The sequence below is a fragment of the Chamaesiphon sp. genome (genome assembly GCF_041738855.1).
In the GTDB taxonomy this organism is placed as follows: Bacteria; Cyanobacteriota; Cyanobacteriia; order Cyanobacteriales; family Chamaesiphonaceae; genus Chamaesiphon.
Genome location: NZ_JBGSPA010000171.1, coordinates 32,724 through 55,733 on the forward strand (window position 1 = coordinate 32,724; position 23,010 = coordinate 55,733).

Here is a 23,010-nt window from a genome sequence, read left to right on the forward strand (position 1 = left end):
GATAATAAATAGTAGCTATTAATTCATCCCGTTCCTGCAATGAACTCCACTATCGCCTATCTGACTACTCAACTCGATCGCGCGATCGTTGCCGCATTGGGGGATGATTATGCTGGGACAGATCCGCTGTTAGTATTATCGAGCAATCCCAAATTTGGGGACTATCAGGCGAATGTGGCGATGGGACTCAGCAAAAAATTGGGACAACAGCCGCGCGCGATCGCGCAATCGATCGTCGATAATCTAGATGTAGCCGAACTGTGCGAAGTTCCACAAATTGCTGGTCCTGGCTTTATCAATTTTACTGTCAAACCTAGCTATCTCGCCACCCAGCTCCAAGCGATGCAATCAGATAGCCGCTTGGGTGTGCCTGTAGCTGACAAGCCTCAACGCGTCATCGTCGATTTTTCCAGTCCGAATATCGCCAAAGAAATGCACGTCGGACACTTGCGATCGACTATTCTAGGAGATTGTATCGCACGGGTATTAGAATTTCGCGGTCACGATGTGCTCAGACTCAATCACGTTGGCGATTGGGGGACTCAATTCGGGATGTTGATCCTCTACCTGCGGGAAGCCTATCCCGAAGCTCTGACGACTGCTGACGCGCTCGATTTAGGCGATTTGGTAGTCTTATACAAGAAAGCCAAACAACGCTTTGATGAAGATCCCGAATTTCAAGCAGCAGCTAGAAAAGAGGTAGTCAAATTACAGGCAAAAGATCCCGATACGATGAAAGCCTGGAACCTATTATGCGACCAATCCCGACGCGAATTTCAGGTAATCTACGACAGGTTGAATGTCACACTCACCGAACGTGGCGAATCATTTTACAACCCCTATTTAGCCACCGTAGTTGATGACTTACGCACGACAGGATTATTAGTCGAAAGCGATGGCGCACAGTGCGTATTTCTAGATGGATATACCAATAGAGACGGCGATCCATTACCGCTCATCGTCCAAAAAACCGACGGTGGCTATAACTACGCGACTACCGATTTAGCCGCAGTCAGATATCGGATTGGAACCGATCGAGCAGATCGCATTATTTATATCACCGATGCCGGACAATCGGATCACTTTGCCCAAGTATTTCAAGTAGCCAAACTAGCTAATTGGATACCTGAAGATGTCGAAATCATTCACGTTCCCTTCGGCTTAGTATTAGGTGAAGATGGTAAGAAAATCAAGACGCGATCGGGTGAAGCGATTAAACTAAAAGATCTACTCGATGAAGCGATCGACCGATTTAGTAATCTGCTCAAGACACGGTTGATAGATGACGAACGCCAAGAAACTGAAGAATTTATCGCCAATAGTTCGCAAGTTATCGGATTGAGTGCGGTTAAATATGCCGACTTGAGCCAAAATAGAACGAGTAATTATGTCTTTAGTTTTGACAAGATGCTCTTAGATAAAGGCAATACAGCACCTTATATGATGTATGCCTATGCTAGACCGCAGAGCATCGCTCGTAAAGGTGGTATCGATTTCAATAATCTTGGAGATAATGCTCAAATTATCCTCAATGAAGAAGCAGAACTGACTCTTGCTAAACACCTCTTACAATTAGGCTCTATTATTACTGAAGTCGAAAGAGATTTATTACCAAATCGGTTGTGTCAATACTTATTTGAACTCAGTCAAAAATTCAATCAATTCTATGATAAGCATTCAGTTTTACAAGCAGAAGAACCTCTGCGGACTTCACGGTTGCTATTATGCGATCTAACTGCTCAAACGTTGAAGCTAGGGTTGGATTTACTCGGCATTCAGGTATTAGAGAGAATGTAATTGATATCGATTCCGATTGCCGCGCGATTGAAATCGCCGCTCATGATGCAAAGTCCGCCTACGCGGACTAGGAGATTAGTCCGCGTAGGCGGACTTTGTATCACTAGCAACGACTTCTAGTCGTTGACAATTTTGAGATCGATCGAAATGTTAAGATGGTAAATATACTCTTGCAGGAGGTATCAGGATGACAGTTGCGCTCCAGAAAATGACGCTAAAGGAATTCCTTGCTTATGATGATGGTACGGATAACTTATACGAACTAGAAAATGGAGAACTCATTAAGATGCCTGCTGAAAGCGATCTTAATCAAAGAATTGCATCCTTTTTGTTTGCTTTCTTGCTAGGTTTGGGTATCCCTAGCTATCGGCTCAGAATTGGGATCGAAGTAGCTGTTAGTGGAGCGCGGGTATCTGTGCGGATACCAGATTTGTTGGTATTGTCTGAAGAATTAGCCACGGAAATGGAGGGCGCGAGTCGATCGATCGTGTTAATGGATATGCCACCACCATTATTAGTTGTAGAAGTTGTCAGCCCCAACCAAGAGAAGCGAGATTATCGGTACAAGCGGAGTGAATACGCTGCTAGGGGCATTGCTGAATATTGGATCGTCGATCCAATCGCCCGACAAGTGACGATCTTAGAATGGGTGGAAGGTTTGTATGAGGAGAAAGTCTATCAGGGAAATAATCAGATCGAGTCTAGTGTATTAGGAAGTCTAGATCTGAATGTCGATCGCGTATTACAGGCGCGTTAGCTCAGATTCGAGCAGATCGATCGATTCTTGACACCAAGCCAGCCATTCTGTCTCGATTCTGATGCCTTGACGGAGGGTAATGTATTGATAACGCCCAACATGACTCAGTTGCGATCGCTCTGGAAAATATTGAGATGCGATCGCTTGATATGTATGCAAGGTTTCTAGATGTTGAATCCGGTGATGCTTTAATTCTGACACGATCGCCTCAGGTGAAACGATCGATCCGGCAAATATTTTCACTAACAAGTCATCTTTGAGTGGACTAACAGTACTTGGCGTTTCGATCCACGCTCTCAGATACTCCTCACCTTTACTAGTCAGGGTATAAATCTTTTTGTCTGGACGATGCTCCTGATGGATGAGCTGAGCATCGATTTGGCTTTGCTCTTCTAGCTTGGTAAGTTCTCGATAGATCTGTTGGTGGGTAGCATTCCAAAAAAAGCCGACCGATCCATCGAACTTTTTGGCTAGATCGTAGCCGCTGCAAGCACTGTCATTCAGTGCTGCCAATATTGCATGAGATAGAGCCATGTGGATTTGGAGTAAGACGCTAGTCAATTACTTGCATATTCAAATAAGTTGATATACTATATTTGGATATGCAACTAGTTTAATACAATAGCGGCTAGATCGCCATACCTTGGAGGATTGAGACATGTCAAAAGTAGTCCCTGGCAGATTTAGTGCCCAGATTGATGAATCCTTTGTCGTCTTTTTGATTGGCATGAGAGTGAATAACATTTGGGCAGTCAATAAGTGGCTACCCACAGCTCAGGCGATGAGTCCGATGTTAAATGCCCTACACCTTTATCCAGACAAAGGCTTTTTGGGACAGGAATCATTTTTCCGCCTCTTCCCACTCTGTACCATCATGACAACGTACTGGAAATCCTTCGAGCAGCTAGAATATTTTGCCCGCAATACTGACGATCCGCATCTAGAACCGTGGCGCGCCTTCAATCGATCGATTGGTAACGATGGCAGCGTGGGCATTTGGCATGAAACCTATTTAGTCCAAGCCGGACAATCCGAATCGATCTATGTCAACATGCCCGTCTTCGGTTTGGCTGCTGCCACCAATCATGTTCCGATTGTCAGCCGCAAAGAAACTGCCCGTCAGCGGTTAGGTGGCGATAATACACCTGCTGTTTCTGACTAAGCACCGATTCAATTTGGTTAATTATTTTCAATCCACCCCAGCAAACGATCGGGAGCTAAAGATAATGATAACTTTTCGCAGTCAAAGTTTACAAGATCTGCTCAATCTATTTGTATTATCCTGGACACCGTGGTTTGCATTAGGTAACTGGAAATCGATTCCCCAATTACTCACCAATCTCGCCCGTGGCTTTAGTGGCGGTTGGCGCGCTCGTGGGTTTGTCGCTTATCCTTACGAAGGCAATTGGCACAAATCGATCGATGAAGTTCGCTAGGAATTGCGGATTACAAACTATCGATAGTCACCGTGCGCCGAATTTGAGCTGAAATTCTTGCCGCGTCAGCGACGCGCAGAGTTGCCAGACTTGCCGCAGGAGTGACATAATTTGGCTTGCCATCAATCAGATGGTCGAGCACGAATTCCAGATCTTTAGCAAATAAACCTTTGCGCGCGCCGAGATCGAGTGGGGTAGAAGTTCCATCTTGAATAAATACCCCTTCATCACCATCAAAGATAAGTGCGCCCTTGTCCCCATGTACTTCAAACTTGCGGGAATTTTGCCATAAGCCTTCCCCTTTACCATAGACGACTTCGCCGATCGCGTTACTATTTTTGAATCGCAATTGTGCCGTACACAGACAAGTTTTGTAATAGTCACCTACCCCGCCCCAATATTGATTGTTGCAATTGACACTCTCGATCGCGCCAAACAAGTCAGTGAAGCGATGGAGTCGAGATAGAGCCGCCATCAGCGGAAATCCGAACTCAGAGCGATGAAAAGTCCATTTTTCAGGAATCGGGCGTTGACAGACGATCGTGCTGTAGCGGGCATAATGTACCTCACCTAGATGACCCAACCATTCGCGCATCGTTTGGTGAAGTCCGCCCAAGAGTTCGATATGTTCCACATGGAGTAATACTTTTTTTGCCGCCGCCAGTTGGACGATTTCGGTAGCTGCTTGAAGATCGAGGGCGAGGGGATACTCGACAATTGTATGCTTGCCCGCTGCGATCGCCGCACGGACGATCGCGCCGTGATTGCTATTGATCGTGCCCACAATTACTAGATCGATGTCTGGCATCTGCACCAAGGTTTGCCAGTCAGCTACCGCTAGTAGATCGCAGCTTTGAGCAAACTCGGCAGTGCGTTCGGGATTGCGCCCTGCGACAGCGACTAATTGAGTACGACTTTCGGTGATGAGACTTTGGGCGCGGATCTTGGCTGCAAATCCTGTGCCTACGATTCCAACTCGAAGTGGGAGATTAATTTCTCCGTAATTAGCGATTTTAGACATAAGATTTTTTAATATGAGAATTCGATCGAACCAACACCCAAACCGATCGCACCAAAATATGATAAGTGCTGTCCTAGTCTACTATTCAATCCTCTCATCAGCAAATTTCATGGCTGTTAAATGCTGGTAACGATCGATTGCAGTCTCTTTTCCAGCTCTTGGCGGCCATCGAGATATAAGTAATTAGGATGAATCACCGCGATCTGATTACGAATACCATTCGACTTTGACAAGACCGATCGATACAGATGGTGAGGTTTTCCCTTAGTATTCAGATAGAGATGAAAACGACTGCGACTAGCTCGGCAATCCGATCGATCGCCTGACTAGAGATACATCTGTCCGCATCCGCCATTTTTAAGCGAAATAGAGAGGAATCAATCTAACATGGCAACCTATAAAGTTACTTTAATCAACGAAGCTGAAAATCTCAATAAAGTTATTGAGGTAGCTGATGACACCTACATTTTAGATGCAGCCGAAGAGCAAGGGATCGACCTTCCTTATTCTTGCCGCGCGGGTGCTTGTTCGACTTGTGCTGGTAAAATCACTGCTGGAGAAATCGATCAATCCGATCAGTCTTTCTTGGATGATGACCAAATCGAAGCAGGCTATGTCCTGACTTGTGTGGCTTATCCCAAGTCTGATTGTACGATCGTCACTCACCAAGAAGAACAACTCTACTAAACTCCCGATCTCAATCGAGAAGTCATAGTTTAGGAGCGGGGAATTAATTTAATTCCTCGCTCCGATTTTTTATGGCACTCGATCTCCAAGTCGGCAGCAACTCAGCCCAATGATATAATCAAAGTGACATAACCCAACTCCCGCCACCGCTTGGAGGTTTTATGACAATTGCCAACGTAGAGATCTATCGATCGGGAAGAGAACTAGAGATACTAGAATCACCTGAATCGATCGATTGTAGTGAGGTCATGCCAGGTTTCGTACTAAGTATGGATCGAGTTTGGTAAGCATCATCTCAGTAAAACTCCTAAACAACAATCATAAATTAGAACTTATTTTCTGACGTGTATTTTTTTTGGCAGTAAGATCATTTTTAGTTGCTGCTGGTCTATTTATACTTTTCAGTTAGGCGCAGTGGTACCTACTGCAAACCTTCACCACGCCACCAAGCTAGCGGATCGATAGTCGCTGGATATGGCGGCCAACAATAGATACTGCGGTCGTCAGGCTGAAATGATGGCTGTGCAAAACCCAAGCCCAAGCACAAATGACTCAGCACCTCAGCGTAGGCGCGATCGTGTCCAGGATAGCCCAAATGTGCGTGAGCGTATTCATGAGCGACTAGAGCCAGCCAATCAGCAGGTGCGACGCGCCCCACATCTACTAAAATCGTCGTTGGGGTGGTATTGATATTGCAAAAGCCATCCAGTTGCGCGGATGAAGCAAAGGGCACTGCCAAGATCTGGAGCGATCGCCGATCGCTCGGATCGAAACATTCATCACAGGCAGTAACATGGACTTGGAGCGATCGATTGACAGTTTCGATCTGATTGCCAATCCAGCTACAAATTAAGACACGATCGCGCAAATTGCTCATCACATCTACCATCTGTGGATCTGGCAAAACAGATCGAATTTTGGCTAAGTATACCAATCCCATCTGCTCGGCTGCGGTTTGTGCGTTAGATATCACCAACCGAGCGGGGAAACAAGTACCTTGGGATCGATAGTTGCGGGCGAACTAGCATCCCCCTCACTGGCGGCATCCGCCAGTACGCGAGTCTCAGTGCAGAATGTCGCCGTACTAAATCCACCCATCCGTTTGACAGTGCTACTGCGGACGCGAACATTGGGACTAGGGAACCAGAACCGCTCGACCGAACTCATGATGTCATACTCGGTGATCAGTACCAAACCACCATCGTTGTCCATGTGATAGTGTCCTGCTACCGAGACAATCTCAGCATAGCCGCGATCGCGTAGCAACCGACCGCTGTGAGGCTTGTCTAGATCGGGAATCAGTGCAAATACAGTCTTCCCTTCATGGTTTTCGCCTTCTTGGTCCCAACCCATCGAAGCCGCCCATGTCACACAACAGCCACCCACCGCGAGACTAGGATCGACTTGATGTGATTCGCACAGGGCGATGATTTCCGGATCTGTAGCGGCTAGTGCCTTTACCTCAATCTCTGACTCCCCCATCTCCGATCTTCTAAATGCTAAGTGATGGGTAGTCCGTTTCGATCGCCATCTACCAGCACTATGCTCAAAAAACTCCATTACGTCCATCATGGGCGGATTTATCTTAATAACTCATTCTCAATTTTAGCAATTAAATCAGGGATTAGGCTCGATGCGATGCATGGCAGCAATGCTATTAGCTACCCAGTCATCTACCTGAATAATCCCCTCCGAGAAGCGACTTTTTGATGAGGAGTGCTATAAGTTGACCATTTGCATCATTGCTGCGGGATAACGATCGCCTGCGGCGGCACCTTGCGGTAAGATGGCATCGATCCGATCGAGTTCTGCGGTTGTCAGCTTCACATCCATCGCGCCGAGATTGTCGAGCAGGTAGGAAACGCGCTTGGTACCTGGAATTGGCACGATATCGTCGCCTCGTTGGAGTAGCCACGCGATCGCGAGTTGAGCGGGCGTACAATTTTTGTCATGCGCCATTTGCTGCACCTGGGCAACTAAATCCAAATTGCGCTCAAAGTTATCGCCCTGAAATCGCGGTGAGACACGTCGCCAGTCATTTGGTTCTAAATCTTCAAAAGTTTTAATTTGTCCAGTCAGAAAGCCGCGTCCGAGGGGACTCCATGGCACAAACCCGATCTCCAGTTCGCGACAAGTAGGTAAGATTTCAGCTTCTACATCGCGGCTCCAGAGCGAATACTCGCTTTGCAGTGCAGCGATCGGATGTACGGCATGAGCGCGGCGAATTGTCGCGGAAGATGCCTCTGACAAGCCTAGGAACCGCACCTTTCCGGCTGTTACCAGTTCTGCCATTGCGCCAATGGTGTCTTCGATCGGGATGGTCGGATCGACACGATGTTGATAGTATAAGTCGATCGTCTCTACTCCTAGCCGTTGCAGACTAGCCTCACATGCCGATCGCACGTACTCTGGACGACCGTTGACGGGGATCGTATATCCGCCTGTGCTGACATCGCTGAGTCCAAATTTGGTGGCAATAACGACCTGCTCGCGTCGAGCGCGGATTGCTTTGCCGATGAGCGTTTCATTGTGTCCCTTCCCATAAGCGTCCGCCGTATCGAGGAAACTGACACCCAAATCGATCGCTTGATGAATAGTCGCGAACGCCATTTCTTCATCAGCAGCACCATAAACCCCCGACATCCCCATACAGCCCAGTCCCAGGGCTGAAACTACCAGTCCGCGATTACCAAGTTTGCGAGTTTGCACGATCCGGATCTCCCATAGGTCATTTATTTAATACTAACTATTCAGAAGCAATCGGGAAAAAGTTAATGCCCTAGCCGATCGATTATCATTAACAAAGTAGTCACCCTTACAAATATTAATTTTCCCTTCAGCCAACTAAAGTTCGGCACCTCAGCTATCGCAATCTTCAATCAAATCTCTTGAGATCGACAAGTGGCTTTATATGGTTTGGGCAACAGAAAACTTTCCACAGTTCACTCCACTAGCATATCTGGAGTGGGAGGCACAGCAAGATTGTCGCTACGAGTTCGTGGATAGTAAAGTCCGCCCTATTCCTGATGAAACTTGCGATCGGGCGATAATTGCCATGACAAATTTTAGGAATATGCTCCAAGAGCATCTGCACTGTACGATCTGTCGAGTATTCGGTGATGATATCAAAGTTCAAACATTGGAATCTGATTCTTTCTTGTATCCAGATCTTAGCGTCAGCGGCGATGTTCACGATCGCAGTGCCAATAATTTTATCAGCCATCCTTGCCTGATTATCGAAGTTTTATCGCCCAATACGGAAACTTACGATCGGGGTGAAAAGTTTGAACTGTATCGCCAGTCCCCGCGTTTACAAGAATATGTGGTGGTTAGTAGCGATACGATCTACTTAGATGTATATCGACAGCCAACGGCAGGGCTATGGGAATTCAGTGTTTATAGCTCTGGCGATATGGTTGAATTAACCAGTGTTAATTTTACGTTTGAAATCGATCGAGTTTACAATAATATTATCTTTGAGATTGGGACGTAATCATTTCAGCAAATTGAAACATACGCTAGCAAAATAATCGTAAGCTGTCGAGCGAAACATCGGGAAATGCTAATGGTGAAATATTACCATCATTCAAACAAATTTCAGAGCGGTATTGATTGGTACTACGATCGATCTCACCCTCCCAATTAGTCCCGCGATCGCCAAATATCATGTTGAGAGTTGAAGCGATTAAGCTTTGCTTACGCTACGCGAACGAGTCTTCGAGCTTGAGCTTATCTAGGTGCCTTCTTCCAGCCATTAGCAATCGCTTCTGACTCCGTACAAAACCATCTTTCTCCTTTTTCGGGGGAGATTTCCGTTATTTCATAATCTTTCATTCCTGGAAGATGATACAGTTTTTTGTTGTTGTTCCAAGATATATTGCCTTTAATATCGCAACCTGGCTTAGGGATTATATTTTGGGAAAGCAGACGATTGGAAAATAGGGCAATGCCACCTACAACTATAATCTTGATGAATGTATTCATACCGTAGTTCGATTATTTGTAGATCTAGTATGCCCAAATCGCGATCGAAACAAACATATTTTCTGGTCACAATGCAGGGTAGGGGTAATTCATGAATTACCCCTACCCTGCATTGTTATTAATATCGATTCTATGTACCCTCGATCGAGGGGTTATCTCGCCACTCATAGGCAGCGGCGGTGCGCTCGCGATCGAGTTTGAAGATCGATACACCGAGCGGGGGAATGCAGATATCTAGCGAGAATTTGCGGTTGTGACTCGACCATTCATCTGCCCATTTGCCGCCGAGGTTGCCCATATTACTACCGCCATATTTGCGCGCATCACTATTGAATGATTCGTGATAGAAGCCATGTTCGGGTACGCCAATTCGATAGTGAGAATGCGGTTGTGGCGTGAAATTGCAGACGACAATTACACAATCGTTGCTATTTTTATCGCGGCGGATAAAAGACACCACACTATGACGACTATCAGTACAGTCAATCCACTCAAACCCAGGCTCTTCAAAGTCTTGAGTATAGAGCGCAGGTTCGTGACGGTAGACATAATTGAGATCCGTCAGAAACTGACTCATCTGTTGGTGCGGTGGATATTGTAACAATTGCCACTCTAGATCCGACCAGACATTCCACTCACTCCGCTGCGCGAATTCCATCCCCATAAATAGGGTTTTCTTGCCGGGATGGGTAAACATATACGCATATAGACAGCGCATATTTGCGAGTTTTTGCCATTCGTCACCGGGCATCTTGCCGATGATATTGCTCTTGCCGTGGACGACCTCATCATGAGATAGAGCCAGCATGAAGTTTTCACTATGGTTGTACCACATGCTAAAGGTAATGTTATTTTGGTGGAACTGACGGAACCAAGGGTCCATCTCAAAATAATCGAGCATGTCGTGCATCCAACCCATGTTCCACTTGAGGTTGAAACCCAAGCCACCGACATAGGTAGGCGCAGATACCATCGGCCAAGAAGTTGACTCTTCCGCGATCGATAATGCTCCTGGAAAATAGCTGAAAATCAGATGATTGGTTTGCCGCAAAAAATCAGCGGCTTCGATATTCTCCCGCCCGCCGTACTCATTTGTGACCCATTCGCCTTCTTCCCGACAATAATCTAGATACAGCATCGAACTGACTGCATCGACTCGAATCCCATCAATATGGTATTTATCGAACCAAAATAGTGCATTGGCGTAAAGGAAATTTTTGACCTCTTTGCGCCCGTAATTAAAGATCAGCGTCCCCCATTCCTTGTGTTCGCCCCGACGCGGATCTTCATGCTCGTAGAGATGAGTGCCATCAAAAAACGGCAAACCATGCCCATCCTTGGGAAAATGTCCAGGTACCCAGTCGAGTAAGACACCGATATTGGCTTGGTGACAGCGATCGACAAAATACATAAAATCTTCAGGGGCACCATGTCGCGATGTCGGCGCATAGTAGCCCGTTACCTGATAACCCCAGGAGCCATCAAATGGATGCTCGGAGATGGGCAATAGTTCGATATGGGTAAATCCCAAATCCTGGACATACGGAATCAGTTTGTCAGCCAATTCGCGATAAGTGAGAAACCGCGCCCCAGGATTGTAGTCTGAAACCGCGACTACTGGCGAGGTGGTACCGTCGGGTAGTGGGGCTGGTTGGCTAGCTGCTGCATGTAGCCACGAACCCAGATGACACTCGTAGACAGAGATCGGCTGACTCAGTGTATCTGTATGACGACGTTTGTCGATCCATTCATCATCTCGCCACTGATGGATGCTCAGGTCGGCGACGATCGATGCCGTTTTGGGACGCGATTCTTGATAGAATCCATAAGGGTCGGTCTTTTCGTACGGATCGCCATTTTGATTTTTGATTTCGTACTTATATGAGGTGCCGACGGTGAGTTCGGGGATAAATAACTCCCAAATCCCATTATTGCGTCTCGCCATTTGGTGCTTGCGCCCATCCCAGTTGTTGAAATCGCCGATTGTCGAAACATTTCGCGCATTTGGTGCCCAAACTGCAAAATAGATCCCCTTAATCCCTTCGATTTCGATCGGGTGTGCGCCCAACTTTTCATAAATGCGATGATGATTGCCTTCGGCGAATAAATGAATATCGAAGTCACTCATCAACGGTGAAGTAAAAGCATAAGGATCGTAAATGACCCGCTCGTGTCCACCTTCGGTAATCTTGAGCTGATAGTTGTTCAGTTCTGGTAAATCGATCGTGCAACTAAAGAAGTGCGGATGATGCACAGATTGCATTGGATAATCTCGACGTGCTGTTGGCAGCGTAACCGAAATAGCCTCTGCATTTGGGACATAGCTACGTACCGCCCAAACTTTTCGCCCATTTTCCTCAACTTGATGAGGGCCTAAAATCTCAAAGGGATTGGGATGTTGATTTCCCACAATCTGGTCGATCTGTTCTGAGGCAAGAGTCATGAATATTAACCTAGGTTAAGGCAAAAAGCTAATTAAATTATTGATAGTTAAACGGACTGAATACTACTACCAAATGATAGATTTTTATCTCGTTATTTTGCGAATTTAAGTACTGAAGTATTGTCTGCTTACTGACTCTGCCGCCAATAAACTGACATCATTGTAGCCCATTGGGGTAAGGGGATTAGGCTTTAGGCTTTAGGCTTTAGGCTTTAGGCTTTAGGGGTTAGAGGGTTTAGGCTTGAGGTTTTAGTAGGGTGGGCACTGCCCACCATCTATGTCTCAGCCATTATCTGTTAGGGATTAATCGATCGCATCTGCCATTCACTGTCTATTAGCTCGTATGAGTAGCAATTCTGTGGTTCGCCCCGCAGCTCCAGATGTACGACCGCTACTATTGCTAGCAGCAATAAACAAAAATTTGGCGATGGCTGCTGGGGGTCGGGCTGGGGCGGATGGAATGCGGCTGGATCTGCGCTTCGATCGGCTCCAGGCGTTCCCCAATCAAACTGAATGCGCCCAGAGTCGGACATCTGCTGCCATACCTGTTGACGAGCCTTTGAGTGGCTAGTATCGTCACCTGCTGCTGTGACGAGGGAGAGGGTGCCGCTCAGTCGAAACTGCTCTCGGGTGGTGGGGAAATACCAGCACACTTCCGCCCAAGGTGAGGCACCTGCCAGTAAATTTAGGGCTTTGGTCGAGCGAATATCGGCGACAAACTGCATCTGGCTACTGGGTTCTAGCCAGCCCCGAAATACTAGCGTGCGATTGTGTGGGCGGTGACTCGCATCAACTGTCGCCAGTTGAGCATAACGCGCATAGGGGAGGCTGCGATTGCGATGGAGCGCGCGAGCGATCGGCGACCGCCACGGTGGTAGACTATTATCCAAAATGGAATTAGCAATAAGGATTGGTATACGTTAAATTTTAGACAATCTCGGCTCTGGCTGAAATCCGCGATCGCCACTGCTTGCAAATTAGTAGTAAATAAGTAGTGAAAAAGTTTGCAAATTTATTTAACTCGTAGTTCCGCCAGTGTAGCTCGATTGAATCGCTGAAACTAGCGCAAATCCTCAGTTTTGACAAGATTGATTTATCTTGTGCCGATGCCTTATATTACTAATTCTGTTCAGAAATTAACATAGCTCACTCATGGTTAGAGAACTTGACCGAGTTCGTTCCAGATCGGGATCGAGCGCGGAGATTGCGTCCCCAGCTCAACAACAGTTGGATTTTCCCACTACTGCACCTACAGCAAATCCAGTCTTTTTTAGAACTTACAGCCGCTTCACCGCTACCGGACGCGAAACCTGGCAAGAAGTCTGCACTCGCACCCTCCAAGGCTTGGTCAAGTTAGGCAAATTAACCGATGCTGAGGCTGAGATCGTCGATCGGATGCAGCGTCAGGTCAAGGCGATGCCGTCAGGGCGGTGGTTGTGGGTTGGTGGTAGTCAGTGGCTAGAGCAACCGCAGAATTTTTCCGGTGCCTACAATTGCACGAGTACCAATGTCTGCGATTGGTCGGCTTTTGCCCTGATGATGGATTTGGCGATGATGGGTTGTGGTACGGGGGCGATTTTAGAGCCAGATTTGATTGGCAAATTACCCGTCATCAAAAATCAGCTCAATGTCACCAGCATCAGCGAAATCGGTAAAATTCCGCAGATCGATCGCCAGGAATTAACAACTGTTGAATTCACTGATAATAGCGCAACGATTAAAGTCGGCGACAGTCGTCAAGGTTGGGTTCAATCTTATAAATCATTATTAGAATTAGCCAGTGACGATCGCTTTGACGGGAGCGTAAATATCGCGATCGATCTGAGCAATGTCCGTCCCGCTGGCGAACAGCTTAAAGGTTTTGGCGGGATGGCAAATCCCGTCAGGTTGCCAGAACTCTACGGTCGGTGTGCGGGGATTATTAATAAAGCTAATGGCAGACAATTAACATCAGTTGAATGTTGTCTGTTGATCGATGAAGCAGCGGTAACAATTGTTGCTGGCAACATCCGTCGCTCAGCGGGAATGCGGCAATTTAATGCTAATGATAAATTGGGCGCAACTGCCAAAGATAATCTCTGGCAACAAGACGAACATGGTAACTGGAGAATCGACCCAGAACGCGATGCTCTACGCATGAGCAACCATACCCGCGTTTTCCACCACAAACCCACCCTAGAGGAGTGTGTTGCTGCAGTTCAGAAGCAATACTATTCTGGTGAGGGCGCAATTCAATGGGCTGGTGAAGCCGTCGCTCGATCGAATGCCGATCTATTAACAACACCAGAATTAAAAACTGATTTCCTGAAAGTTTATGAACTAGGAACAGTAAAAGAATGGTTTAAAAAAAACCATCCTAACATCAATGAAAATGAGATAGATCATCGCTTGTCGAGGTTTGGTTTGAATCCCTGCGGAGAGATTCTCGGTACTAACTTTCACTGCAATCTTTCTGAAATACATTTGAATCAACTCGATCCAAATAACCATCAAGAACAGAAAGATGCTTTCACTGCTAGTGCTTTATCGGTAGCCGCATTACTCAACCATCAATTCCAAGAACCGCGCTATCAATACAGTCGGGAACTCGATCCGATCGTCGGCGTGTCATTTACGGGTTTGTTTGACTTCTTTGTTCATGCCTTTGGTGCCGAATGGTTGCAGTGGTGGGCCGAAGGTCGCCCAGCGACTGAGGCTGGCATTGCTTACAAGCAATCAGAACATGAGTATCTGAATATTTGGCGCGAAATCGTCGAGCAGACAGTGTGGGAATACTGCGACAGGCATAATATCAAACGCCCCAATCGGTGTACCACCGTCCAACCTAGTGGTACCAAATCACTGCTCACAGGTGCCTCCCCAGGCTGGCACGCCCCCAAAGCGCAACGTTTCATCCGCCGGATCACTTTCCGCAAAGATGACCCCGTAGCCCTCGCTTGTATCGACTACGGATATAGTGTGATTCCGTCCCAATCTGACAAAGATGAGAATGGCAATCTACTAGACGACGCTTTCGATCCGCGCTGTACGGAATGGTTGATCGAGATCCCCGTAGCGGTTTCTTGGGCGGATATTCCTGGTGCCGACTCGATCGAAATCGCTCAATTTAGTGCCCTCTCCCAGATGGATTTCTATATGGGAGTTCAGCAGCATTATGTCCGCCACAATACCAGTGCAACGATCGAATTGCGCGAACATGAAGTCGATGCCCTCGGTCAGCGGATTTATGAGGCGATTCGGGACGATGAGGGCTATATCTCTGCGGCTCTATTAGCGCGATTTGACGACCACCAAACCTTCCCACGGTTGCCTTTTGAACCTATCGACAAGGCTACTTTTGATGACATGATGGTTGGAGTCCTACAGCGACGCCAAACCGCCGAATTCCACACGGCTTTGAGTCGTTATGACTTGGGCAACAAGTCGGAAGAATCTGGCCCTGCGGGTTGTGATTCGGATAAGTGTCTGTTGCCAGATGTGAAGCCAAATACTTAGATTGAGTCGATAAATAAGTTTTGATTAATCCCCCTCTTCTAGCAGTCTAGAAGAGGGGGATTTTAGATCGAATCTCGATCGATCGCACTGAATCTAGTTTTATTAGACCAATTTAAAGAATTAACATGACAGATGTTTACCCCACCCAACCTAATACTTCTCGGTTAATCTAAAAACTAGTTAGTCCGCGTAGGCGGACTTTGCATCACTAGCGGCGACTTCAGTCGCTAGCAGTTCTTAAACGAGAAGTATTGCCAGCAAACCTTTGCAGATATTGCCACTAAAGTTGGTTCGACAGTGCCTACCTTGTCTGCGCCAACTGGAGCCGACCAAGCAGAAAAGAACCATAATATCCTGTTGCAAAATCGATCGATTGTGGTAGGAATCCTGAAGAAGCTCAGTATTACCCCTGCTGCACCAGCAGAACTCAAGGGTACCTTTGTGGAAAAGAATCACACACTGTTGATTGGCAATGGTAAAGCACTCGCCAAAATTGCCGCAAAGCTAGGCGTGAAATAACTCCTAGTTTGTCAACCGACCACAGCCTCAGCTCCTACAGTGTCTACGGCACTGAAAGATTCATTGGCTGATAGTGTTTGCTCCAGAGGATTAGAGCCAGTTTAAAACCTGCCTTGTGCCAACTGTTTGCTAGCTGCTAGCTCCAAGATCGCCCCAACTCAGCTCTCCCTTGTAGAGTAGAGTTAGGGCGATTTTCGATTTAGTATAGATAGAGTAGAGTAGGGATAAAGATGAATATAGCAATCTCGAAACAAATTGGTAGCTTTGCCGTCGTAGCCATAGTCTTAGCGATCGCTTTTATCCTGTGGAGCAACAATATCTTTGCAGGTAGTCCACCAACCAATCTGGGGGTAAACAATGGTAAGTTAGCCACTTGTCCGACTACTCCTAATTGTGTCAGCTCTCAAGCACCGAGTAGCGACACCCAACATGCAATCGCACCGCTAGCGATGAGTGGCGATGTGCCGACGACAATGGCGACATTAAAGACTGTAATTCAAGCGATGCCTCGGACTAATATTGTTAAAGAAACCACTAACTATTTATATGTAGAATTTGCGAGTAAGTTAATGAGATTTGTCGATGATGTCGAGTTCTATCTCGATGACGATCCCAAAATGATTCAGGTACGATCGGCATCAAGACTGGGTGAATCCGACTTGGGCGTCAATCGTCAACGGATTGAAGAGATTAGATCGAAATTAGCTGGTTAATTAGTTTTGAGACGACGATCGGTAGCTAGTGCATCAATTAATAGATATTCAGAACAGATGTTGAAAATTAGAGACTTTTGGGTGACTTGGCGACGGTATCGGTTGGGGATGTTATTATTTAGCGTCTGCTTGAGTGCGGTGTTGGCATCACCACAGGTAGCGATGTCTACCCAGCCAGCAACCATCACCGCATTGACCGCAAGCACTGAGCTTGCTCAACAAGCTGCCCAGCCCAGCAATCCCACGACCTTAACGGCAAATGTGAAGAAGACCGTTTTAGCAAATGGTCTGACCATTTTGACTAAAGAAGTCCGCAGCGCACCAGTTGTGACAGTTCAGGTGTGGTACAAGATCGGCTCTCGCGATGAAGCCCCAGGTGTGAATGGGATCGCGCACCAGTTGGAGCATATGTTATTTAAAGGAACCACAGATCGACCGATCCAATTTGGACGATTATTTGCGGCATTGGGTAGTAGTTTCAATGCTTTTACTAGTTACGATCAGACTGCTTATTTCGGGACGGTTGAGAAGAATAAACTGACAAGTTTATTGACACTGGAAGCCGATCGGATGCAGAATTCGACGATCGATACTGAGAAACTCACTGGTGAAAAACGAGTAGTAATTTCCGAATTGCAGGGTTATGAAAATAGCCCGAATTATCGACTCGATCGCGCTGTCAAACGGGTAGCTTTTCCCAATACTCCCTATGGTTTAACTGTCGGCGGTACCAAGGCAGATGTCGAGAAATTTACGGTCGAACAAGTGCGATCGTATTATGACTCGTACTATGCACCAAATAACGCCACATTAGTAGTCGTCGGTGACTTCGATACCGCCGAGCTGATGACCAAAGTTCAACAGACATTTGGCAAAGTACCACGTCGCGAACTCAAAATTGCTCAACCTACAATCAGTCCAGTCACAACTACACCCAATCAGCGGTTGACGCTCAAAGAACCTGGTAGCACCCAAATCACCAGTGAGGTGTATCCCTTGCCCGCAGCGATCGACCCTGACGTACCCGCCATCGACGTGATGAATTATATCCTCACCGAAGGACGCAGCTCACGGATGTATCAATCGATCGTCGAAACTGGCATCGCGACTAGCCTCGATGGCGGTGCCATCAATCTCGCCGCAGGTGGTTGGTATGAAATATCCTCGATCGTCGAAGTCGGCAAATCGCTCCCCAAACTAGAAGCTGCCGTCGCTCAAGAAATCAAACTCATCCAAACGAAAGCACCCACCCCAGCCGAAGTTTCCCGCGCCAAAGCCCAACTCAAAGCGGGCTATCTCCTCACCAATCGCGATATCAACTCTCAAGCCAGACAACTCGGTAACGACTACACCACCACTGGCGATTATCAATTTACCGACAAATATCTAGCCGGAGTCGAACGCGTCACCGCTGCCGATGTCCAACGAGCTGCCAAAAAATATCTCCAACCAAATCTCAAAACCATCGGCTTCTTTCAACCTACTCAAATTACGGCAGCAACTCCAGCCGCAGGTAGTGCAGGCAAAACAACCGCCGACAATTACGCGCCAGGTGCCCCTTTAGACCCCAGCGAACTAGCTAAATACCTACCCCCACTCGATCCTGATACCAGCAGCCAAACTCAATCCTTGCCCCAAGAGGTAAAGCTCAAGAATGGTTTACGAGTATTCTTACTCCCCGATGCGAGTACGCCGACAGTAACCATCAGTGGCAGTATCCAAGCTGGATCGGAGTATGACAGTGCCAACAAAGCTGGATTGGCTAGCTTGACGGCGGCAAATCTGATGAGCGGTACCAAAACTCAATCGGCTCTAAAGATCGCTACCACATTGGAAAATCGCGGTGCTGGACTCGGTTTTGGAGCGAGTCGGGAAGGGGTCAGCCTCGGCGGCAATGCCCTATCCAAAGATTTGCCGATCCTCCTCCAAACTCTGGGTGATGTCGTCCAAAATGCCAACTTCCCTCAACAAAAATTTGAACTCAGCCGTCGGCGTGCGCTCACTAGTCTCAAACTGGAGCTAGATAGCCCCAATAGCGTTGCGCGCAAGAAGTTTCAGCAGACGATTTATCCCCAGGATCACCCCTTTACGATTTTCCCCACTGCCGAAACTTTATCAAATTTGAAACCTGGGGATCTGCAAGTATTTTATCGTCAGCACTATCTACCGAGCAACACGATCCTGGCGATCGTCGGTGACTTCCAGGTTGCAGATGTCCAACGCTTACTAGAAGACAGCTTGGGCAAATGGTCGGGTACAGCCACAGCAGTCAAGCTCAACTATCCCGTCCCCGAACTACCCGCCAAACAGGTGCTAGTCAGCTCCTCTCTCCCAGGCAAAACTCAATCGATTACTTTGCTGGGAAATAAGGCGATCGATCGCAAAGATCCCCGCTACTATGCCGCTTTGGTGCTCAATCAAATCCTCGGTGGCGATACCCTCTCCAGCCGCCTAGGTACCGAAATTCGCGATCGTCAGGGCTTAACCTACGGGATTTACAGTAGTTTTGCTGCTGGCAAACGTCAGGGGACATTCCTGATCTCGATGCAAACCTCACCAGAAGACGCTCAAAAAGCTACTCAAAGCACGATCGCCCTCTTGAAAGATCTCCAAACAAAAGGTGCTACCGCCGCCGAAGTAGCCAACGCTAAAGGCAGTATCGCTAGCAACTACACTGTCGAACTCGCCTCCCCCGATGAAATCGCTGGAGCCACACTCGGCAATGCTGTCTATGATTTGAACCCCAACGAAATCAGTGAATTTCCCAAGAAAATTCAAGCGGTAACATTGGAACAAGTCAACCAGGTTGCCAAGGAATTGATCCAACCCGATCGGTTGGTAGTCATCACCGCTGGGCCACCAAAGAAGTAACTCTACATCTTTAACGTAAAATGGAGCGGCAATTTTAAAATTGTCGCTCCATTTTTTTGTGACGATAACCGAGAGTGGGTTAAGTCATAAATACAATAACTTGCACCAATACTCAGCACTAGAGCCGGAATTGTATTGAGATGGGGTGAGCCAACATAATATTCACAACCGCATCATAGTATAGTATCTAGTTGTGCTGAGTTATTGAACTTTCAGCATCTTCAGCAAATTATTAACACCAACATGAATCGACCCGATCGAAATTTAGCAGCACAAACAAATAATAAAGAACCTTGGTTGGCGGTTAACCTATCTTGGCTTTTACCTGGAATGGGTCAAATGTATGCTGGTAGATATCGTAAAGGATGGACAATTCTCCTCGGTTATTATCTGTTAGGTGCAGTTAGCCTCTGGTTCTTCATCGATCCTCTGGGCAATGCACTAGTCGGTATGGGAATTTTGATTTTCACGATCTCGATCTTACTAGTCGCCAATTTGTTTGATGCTTATCGGACAGCTATAACTAATAACTCGATCGAGTTTGAATCTCACCGCAAAGAGACTAAAGATGCTTGGGTTGCTGTATTTTTATCTGGATTTCTTCCTGGATTAGGACACATTTATCTCAAACGATGGCTACTTAGTATCGTTTTTATGCTGACTGCGCTCGTCACTTTCTACGGCACACGCTCGGCACAAGGAGCGATCGCAATCTCTTTTACAATCTTGAGGTTCATCTTCGGCTTGCTAACTGTATATTTTGCATACACTTCGACACCTGTGCGCCGTGATGTCTCACGTGCATGGATTGGGATACTGATTGCCGGATTATTTGGTATCCCTAGTATCGTTGTGGCATTTGCAGTGCGAACCTTTGTAGCTGAGGCAAGATACATTCCTGCTGGCTCGATGCAGCCTACTTTGGCAATTGACGATCGATTGATAATCAATAAATTAATATACCATTATCATGCGCCAGAACGGGGAGATATCATCGTCTTCAACCCCACAGCTCAACTGGAAAAAGAAAACTTCAAAGATGCCTTTATCAAACGGATAATTGGAATACCTGGCGATCGGATCGATGTCAAAGATGGTAAGGTTTACGTCAATGGCAATGTTTTGGATGAGAATTATCTCAATGAAGCTCCCGCGTACAACTGGAGTAGTACAGCATTGACTCCCGACAGCATTATACCTGAAGGTAATTATTTAGTATTGGGCGACAATCGCAACAATAGCTATGATAGTCACTATTGGGGCTTTGTCCCCAAGAACAAAATTATTGGCAAGGCAACTCAGCGGTTTTGGCCATTTAATCGGATTGGAGCAGTTAAGTGAAAATTGTAGAAACAGTAGATCGCGTAGGGTGGGCACTGCCTACCAACTAGGGTTTAGGCAATCTCTATCTAATCGATATTTGTACCTAACTACTCATAGCAGTAACCACCGCTAGGACTTCAGACTCCACAGAAATTGCGAATCCTGACGGTTGACAATCCATTCATGACGATCGGCTGTCAACGTAAAATCGATCGGATACACTTTGAGCGTAAAACTCGCCGCACTGGGCATTCCCAAATCTACCCATTCTTTCACTTTTTGTAGCAATCGATCGAGTGCAGCTTCATTGCCGTAAGCAATCAGTAGATCGTCATGCGCGATTACCAAAGAATGCTCTGCCGCTAGCCACAATCCAAAATACCGATCTTCGCGCGATCGGGCGTTAGTCTTTGCAGTTTTGAGAGCTAGAAAAGATGGCTCAGAAATGCTCAGAAATGCCTGAATGCCGATCGTGTTACCTAGAAAAGAATACTTACCTTTTCCACCCCACCAAAATGGCATTCGCGCAACTTCTTGATGTTGTAAATAATCTCCCCATTCAGGCAATGCCTCAATCCTAGTTGGCTCTAAACTATCGAATTGATATTTCCCCTTGAGTTGCACGAAGCCACAACCCATCGAATCCAGCGACTCGAAGCAATCGGCTTGTTTCCGTAATAGAAAGAGATTGTCACCACCGCCTTGATTTTTGAGCACAACCAACAATAAACCACCTACTCGCATCTGGCGGTGGAAATGGGACGGCAAATCGTAAGCACCAGCCGTAAAGATCGCACGATCGTATAAAGTATCTACTGCATAGCCCTCACCTCCATCAGCCGTAATCACACTCACATTCTCGATTTCCAGCGTTGCGAGGTTTTCTCTCGCCATTTGAGCTACTTCAGGGATGATTTCGAGGCTATAGATATGTCCATGTTCGCCAACTAAATATCCCATCAAGGCGGCATTCCAACCACTCCCCGCACCGAGTTCAAAAATCGTTTGCCCTGGTGCGATTTGCAACATGTCGAGCATCCGCAGCACAAATGATGGTTGCGAAATTGTCGAAGGAATATCATCATCATCTTCCCCAAACAAAATCAGCGGTCGATCGGTGTAGAGTTTTACCAAGTGTGCTGCCAAATTATCGCGATCGACTGCTTGCCATTCACCAATCCCCCACTCGCGATAGCGGTTGATAAATAGATGACGTGGGGTAGCTAAATAGGCTTGCTGTGTTGCCTGACTGATGGGTGTTTCATGATAAATGTATTGGGCTGTTTCTAAGAGTTGCTGTTGATATTTAGCGGCGATACTCATGCTCGATCCTGAAGCTGATGACATTATCTTAACTCGATCGAGCTGATGACTTGTTAGCTGAATTTACCAACTTGTTGATAGGGATAGCTACTACGGAGTATTGACAGTCACTGGACACATCAGCCATGATATGTGTAACGGGAGTCTATTTACGCTTGAGTCGATCGATCCAATCTCACCACCCAATAATGCAAGCGATCGTCTTTATCGGGATTCAAGCCTGTGGTAAATCAACATTTTATCAGCACAAATTTGGACTGACTCACGTCCGCATCAATCTCGATATGCTCAAAACCAGACATCGCGAACAGCGAATGCTGGAGACGTGCTTGGAAATCAACCAATCCTTCGTCATCGATAATACCAATCCGACCAAACTCGATCGATCTCGCTATATCGAGCCAGCTAAACAACACAAATTTCAGGTTATCGGTTATTATTTCCAATCGCGGGTGCGGGAGGCAATCGATCGCAATCAGCAGCGTCCCTTGGCTCAACAGATCCATTCGTGACAAGTTAAGAAGTGATCGCAGTTGTCAAGCGGGTTTGAGAAGATGGCTTAAAGAAGAATTGGTCGCCACTTCGTACATGTTCAGGAAAAGGGGCAATAATCAATTTGACGTTGGGTTTACGAATAGATT

Annotated in this window: 22 protein-coding genes; 12 read left to right on the forward strand and 10 right to left on the reverse strand. The window is 46.7% G+C overall.

What is annotated here, in order from left to right; genetic code table 11:
- Positions 1-39: 39 nt before the first annotated feature.
- Positions 40-1,797, forward strand: a complete 1,758-nt coding sequence (gene argS, locus ACEW9I_RS18105; RefSeq protein WP_373541727.1) for an arginine--tRNA ligase — start codon at positions 40-42, stop codon at positions 1,795-1,797.
- A gap of 187 nt (positions 1,798-1,984) precedes the next feature.
- Entirely contained in the window at positions 1,985-2,554 is a 570-nt protein-coding gene (locus ACEW9I_RS18110; protein WP_373541728.1) for a Uma2 family endonuclease, read from the forward strand.
- On the opposite strand, the gene ACEW9I_RS18115 is transcribed toward ACEW9I_RS18110, so the two are convergent.
- Complete coding sequence (locus ACEW9I_RS18115) at positions 2,540-3,088, reverse strand: PadR family transcriptional regulator (protein ID WP_373541729.1); 549 nt, start codon at positions 3,086-3,088, stop codon at positions 2,540-2,542. The genes ACEW9I_RS18110 and ACEW9I_RS18115 overlap by 15 nt on opposite strands.
- A gap of 124 nt (positions 3,089-3,212) precedes the next feature.
- Here ACEW9I_RS18115 and ACEW9I_RS18120 point away from each other — a divergent pair, with 124 nt between their 5' ends.
- Both ACEW9I_RS18120 and ACEW9I_RS18125 read left to right on the forward strand, forming a co-directional pair.
- Complete coding sequence (locus tag ACEW9I_RS18120) at positions 3,213-3,716, forward strand: DUF4188 domain-containing protein (RefSeq protein WP_373541730.1); 504 nt, start codon at positions 3,213-3,215, stop codon at positions 3,714-3,716.
- Between the two features lie 64 nt (positions 3,717-3,780).
- Positions 3,781-3,990, forward strand: coding sequence for a hypothetical protein (locus tag ACEW9I_RS18125; protein ID WP_373541731.1), 210 nt, complete (start codon positions 3,781-3,783; stop codon positions 3,988-3,990).
- 10 nt (positions 3,991-4,000) lie between these two features.
- On the opposite strand, the gene ACEW9I_RS18130 is transcribed toward ACEW9I_RS18125, so the two are convergent.
- Positions 4,001-5,011 carry a Gfo/Idh/MocA family protein gene (locus ACEW9I_RS18130; protein ID WP_373541732.1) on the reverse strand — a complete coding sequence of 337 codons (1,011 nt, stop codon included), beginning with the start codon at positions 5,009-5,011 and terminating at the stop codon, positions 4,001-4,003.
- Between the two features lie 387 nt (positions 5,012-5,398).
- On the opposite strand from ACEW9I_RS18130, the gene ACEW9I_RS18135 reads away from it, so the two are divergent.
- A complete protein-coding gene (locus ACEW9I_RS18135) occupies positions 5,399-5,698 on the forward strand; it encodes a ferredoxin (protein WP_373541733.1) in 300 nt (99 codons plus the stop codon).
- Between the two features lie 421 nt (positions 5,699-6,119).
- On the opposite strand, the gene ACEW9I_RS18140 is transcribed toward ACEW9I_RS18135, so the two are convergent.
- From ACEW9I_RS18140 to ACEW9I_RS18150, 3 genes are all read right to left on the reverse strand, one after another.
- Complete coding sequence (locus ACEW9I_RS18140; RefSeq protein WP_373541734.1) at positions 6,120-6,671, reverse strand: hypothetical protein; 552 nt, start codon at positions 6,669-6,671, stop codon at positions 6,120-6,122.
- The gene (locus ACEW9I_RS18145; protein WP_373541749.1) at positions 6,668-7,267 is read right to left on the reverse strand and encodes a phycobiliprotein lyase; all 600 of its coding nucleotides are present in this window, start codon (positions 7,265-7,267) and stop codon (positions 6,668-6,670) included. The genes ACEW9I_RS18140 and ACEW9I_RS18145 overlap by 4 nt, the downstream gene beginning before the upstream one ends.
- A gap of 150 nt (positions 7,268-7,417) precedes the next feature.
- Positions 7,418-8,407, reverse strand: a complete 990-nt coding sequence (locus ACEW9I_RS18150; protein ID WP_373541735.1) for an aldo/keto reductase — start codon at positions 8,405-8,407, stop codon at positions 7,418-7,420.
- A gap of 202 nt (positions 8,408-8,609) precedes the next feature.
- Here ACEW9I_RS18150 and ACEW9I_RS18155 point away from each other — a divergent pair, with 202 nt between their 5' ends.
- Complete coding sequence (locus tag ACEW9I_RS18155; RefSeq protein WP_373541736.1) at positions 8,610-9,191, forward strand: Uma2 family endonuclease; 582 nt, start codon at positions 8,610-8,612, stop codon at positions 9,189-9,191.
- 25 nt (positions 9,192-9,216) lie between these two features.
- On the opposite strand, the gene ACEW9I_RS18160 is transcribed toward ACEW9I_RS18155, so the two are convergent.
- From ACEW9I_RS18160 to ACEW9I_RS18175, 4 genes are all read right to left on the reverse strand, one after another.
- Positions 9,217-9,366: a hypothetical protein gene (locus ACEW9I_RS18160; protein ID WP_373541737.1), complete on the reverse strand. Its 150-nt coding sequence runs from the start codon at positions 9,364-9,366 to the stop codon at positions 9,217-9,219.
- Between the two features lie 61 nt (positions 9,367-9,427).
- Positions 9,428-9,682, reverse strand: a complete 255-nt coding sequence (locus tag ACEW9I_RS18165) for a hypothetical protein (RefSeq protein ID WP_373541738.1) — start codon at positions 9,680-9,682, stop codon at positions 9,428-9,430.
- A gap of 130 nt (positions 9,683-9,812) precedes the next feature.
- A complete protein-coding gene (gene glgB / locus ACEW9I_RS18170; protein ID WP_373541739.1) occupies positions 9,813-12,125 on the reverse strand; it encodes a 1,4-alpha-glucan branching enzyme in 2,313 nt (770 codons plus the stop codon).
- Between the two features lie 296 nt (positions 12,126-12,421).
- Positions 12,422-13,015 carry an Npun_F5749 family FMN-dependent PPOX-type flavoprotein gene (locus ACEW9I_RS18175; RefSeq protein WP_373541740.1) on the reverse strand — a complete coding sequence of 198 codons (594 nt, stop codon included), beginning with the start codon at positions 13,013-13,015 and terminating at the stop codon, positions 12,422-12,424.
- A gap of 262 nt (positions 13,016-13,277) precedes the next feature.
- On the opposite strand from ACEW9I_RS18175, the gene nrdJ reads away from it, so the two are divergent.
- From nrdJ to lepB, 5 genes are all read left to right on the forward strand, one after another.
- On the forward strand, positions 13,278-15,620 hold the full coding sequence (nrdJ, locus tag ACEW9I_RS18180) for a ribonucleoside-triphosphate reductase, adenosylcobalamin-dependent (RefSeq protein WP_373541741.1): 2,343 nt from the start codon (positions 13,278-13,280) through the stop codon (positions 15,618-15,620).
- Positions 15,621-15,917: 297 nt separating this feature from the next.
- Positions 15,918-16,139 (forward strand): hypothetical protein, encoded by a 222-nt coding sequence (locus ACEW9I_RS18185; RefSeq protein WP_373541742.1) that lies wholly within the window; start codon positions 15,918-15,920, stop codon positions 16,137-16,139.
- A gap of 230 nt (positions 16,140-16,369) precedes the next feature.
- Positions 16,370-16,852, forward strand: coding sequence for a DUF1499 domain-containing protein (locus ACEW9I_RS18190; protein WP_373541743.1), 483 nt, complete (start codon positions 16,370-16,372; stop codon positions 16,850-16,852).
- Between the two features lie 57 nt (positions 16,853-16,909).
- The gene (locus tag ACEW9I_RS18195; protein WP_373541744.1) at positions 16,910-19,723 is read left to right on the forward strand and encodes a M16 family metallopeptidase; all 2,814 of its coding nucleotides are present in this window, start codon (positions 16,910-16,912) and stop codon (positions 19,721-19,723) included.
- A 243-nt stretch (positions 19,724-19,966) separates the two neighbouring features.
- Entirely contained in the window at positions 19,967-21,064 is a 1,098-nt protein-coding gene (gene lepB / locus ACEW9I_RS18200; protein ID WP_373541745.1) for a signal peptidase I, read from the forward strand.
- Positions 21,065-21,175: 111 nt separating this feature from the next.
- Here lepB and ACEW9I_RS18205 read toward each other — a convergent pair whose 3' ends face one another.
- Positions 21,176-22,393, reverse strand: coding sequence for a protein-L-isoaspartate O-methyltransferase (locus ACEW9I_RS18205; protein WP_373541746.1), 1,218 nt, complete (start codon positions 22,391-22,393; stop codon positions 21,176-21,178).
- Between the two features lie 101 nt (positions 22,394-22,494).
- Between ACEW9I_RS18205 and ACEW9I_RS18210 the strand changes: the two genes are divergently transcribed.
- Positions 22,495-22,881, forward strand: a complete 387-nt coding sequence (locus tag ACEW9I_RS18210) for an AAA family ATPase (RefSeq protein ID WP_373541747.1) — start codon at positions 22,495-22,497, stop codon at positions 22,879-22,881.
- Positions 22,882-23,010 lie beyond the last annotated feature (129 nt).

Excerpts from the sequence above, each read along its gene's own strand:
- argS (WP_373541727.1), top strand. The coding sequence starts at position 40 with ATGAACTCCACTATCGCCTATCTGACTACTCAACTCGATCGCGCGATC.
- ACEW9I_RS18110 (WP_373541728.1), top strand. The coding sequence starts at position 1,985 with ATGACAGTTGCGCTCCAGAAAATGACGCTAAAGGAATTCCTTGCTTAT.
- ACEW9I_RS18115 (WP_373541729.1), bottom strand. The coding sequence starts at position 3,088 with ATGGCTCTATCTCATGCAATATTGGCAGCACTGAATGACAGTGCTTGC.
- ACEW9I_RS18120 (WP_373541730.1), top strand. The coding sequence starts at position 3,213 with ATGTCAAAAGTAGTCCCTGGCAGATTTAGTGCCCAGATTGATGAATCC.
- ACEW9I_RS18125 (WP_373541731.1), top strand. The coding sequence starts at position 3,781 with ATGATAACTTTTCGCAGTCAAAGTTTACAAGATCTGCTCAATCTATTT.
- ACEW9I_RS18130 (WP_373541732.1), bottom strand. The coding sequence starts at position 5,011 with ATGTCTAAAATCGCTAATTACGGAGAAATTAATCTCCCACTTCGAGTT.
- ACEW9I_RS18135 (WP_373541733.1), top strand. The coding sequence starts at position 5,399 with ATGGCAACCTATAAAGTTACTTTAATCAACGAAGCTGAAAATCTCAAT.
- ACEW9I_RS18145 (WP_373541749.1), bottom strand. The coding sequence starts at position 7,267 with ATGGACGTAATGGAGTTTTTTGAGCATAGTGCTGGTAGATGGCGATCG.
- ACEW9I_RS18155 (WP_373541736.1), top strand. The coding sequence starts at position 8,610 with ATGGTTTGGGCAACAGAAAACTTTCCACAGTTCACTCCACTAGCATAT.
- ACEW9I_RS18160 (WP_373541737.1), bottom strand. The coding sequence starts at position 9,366 with ATGATATTTGGCGATCGCGGGACTAATTGGGAGGGTGAGATCGATCGT.
- ACEW9I_RS18165 (WP_373541738.1), bottom strand. The coding sequence starts at position 9,682 with ATGAATACATTCATCAAGATTATAGTTGTAGGTGGCATTGCCCTATTT.
- glgB (WP_373541739.1), bottom strand. The coding sequence starts at position 12,125 with ATGACTCTTGCCTCAGAACAGATCGACCAGATTGTGGGAAATCAACAT.
- nrdJ (WP_373541741.1), top strand. The coding sequence starts at position 13,278 with ATGGTTAGAGAACTTGACCGAGTTCGTTCCAGATCGGGATCGAGCGCG.
- ACEW9I_RS18190 (WP_373541743.1), top strand. The coding sequence starts at position 16,370 with ATGAATATAGCAATCTCGAAACAAATTGGTAGCTTTGCCGTCGTAGCC.
- ACEW9I_RS18195 (WP_373541744.1), top strand. The coding sequence starts at position 16,910 with ATGTTGAAAATTAGAGACTTTTGGGTGACTTGGCGACGGTATCGGTTG.
- lepB (WP_373541745.1), top strand. The coding sequence starts at position 19,967 with ATGAATCGACCCGATCGAAATTTAGCAGCACAAACAAATAATAAAGAA.
- ACEW9I_RS18205 (WP_373541746.1), bottom strand. The coding sequence starts at position 22,393 with ATGTCATCAGCTTCAGGATCGAGCATGAGTATCGCCGCTAAATATCAA.
- ACEW9I_RS18210 (WP_373541747.1), top strand. The coding sequence starts at position 22,495 with ATGATATGTGTAACGGGAGTCTATTTACGCTTGAGTCGATCGATCCAA.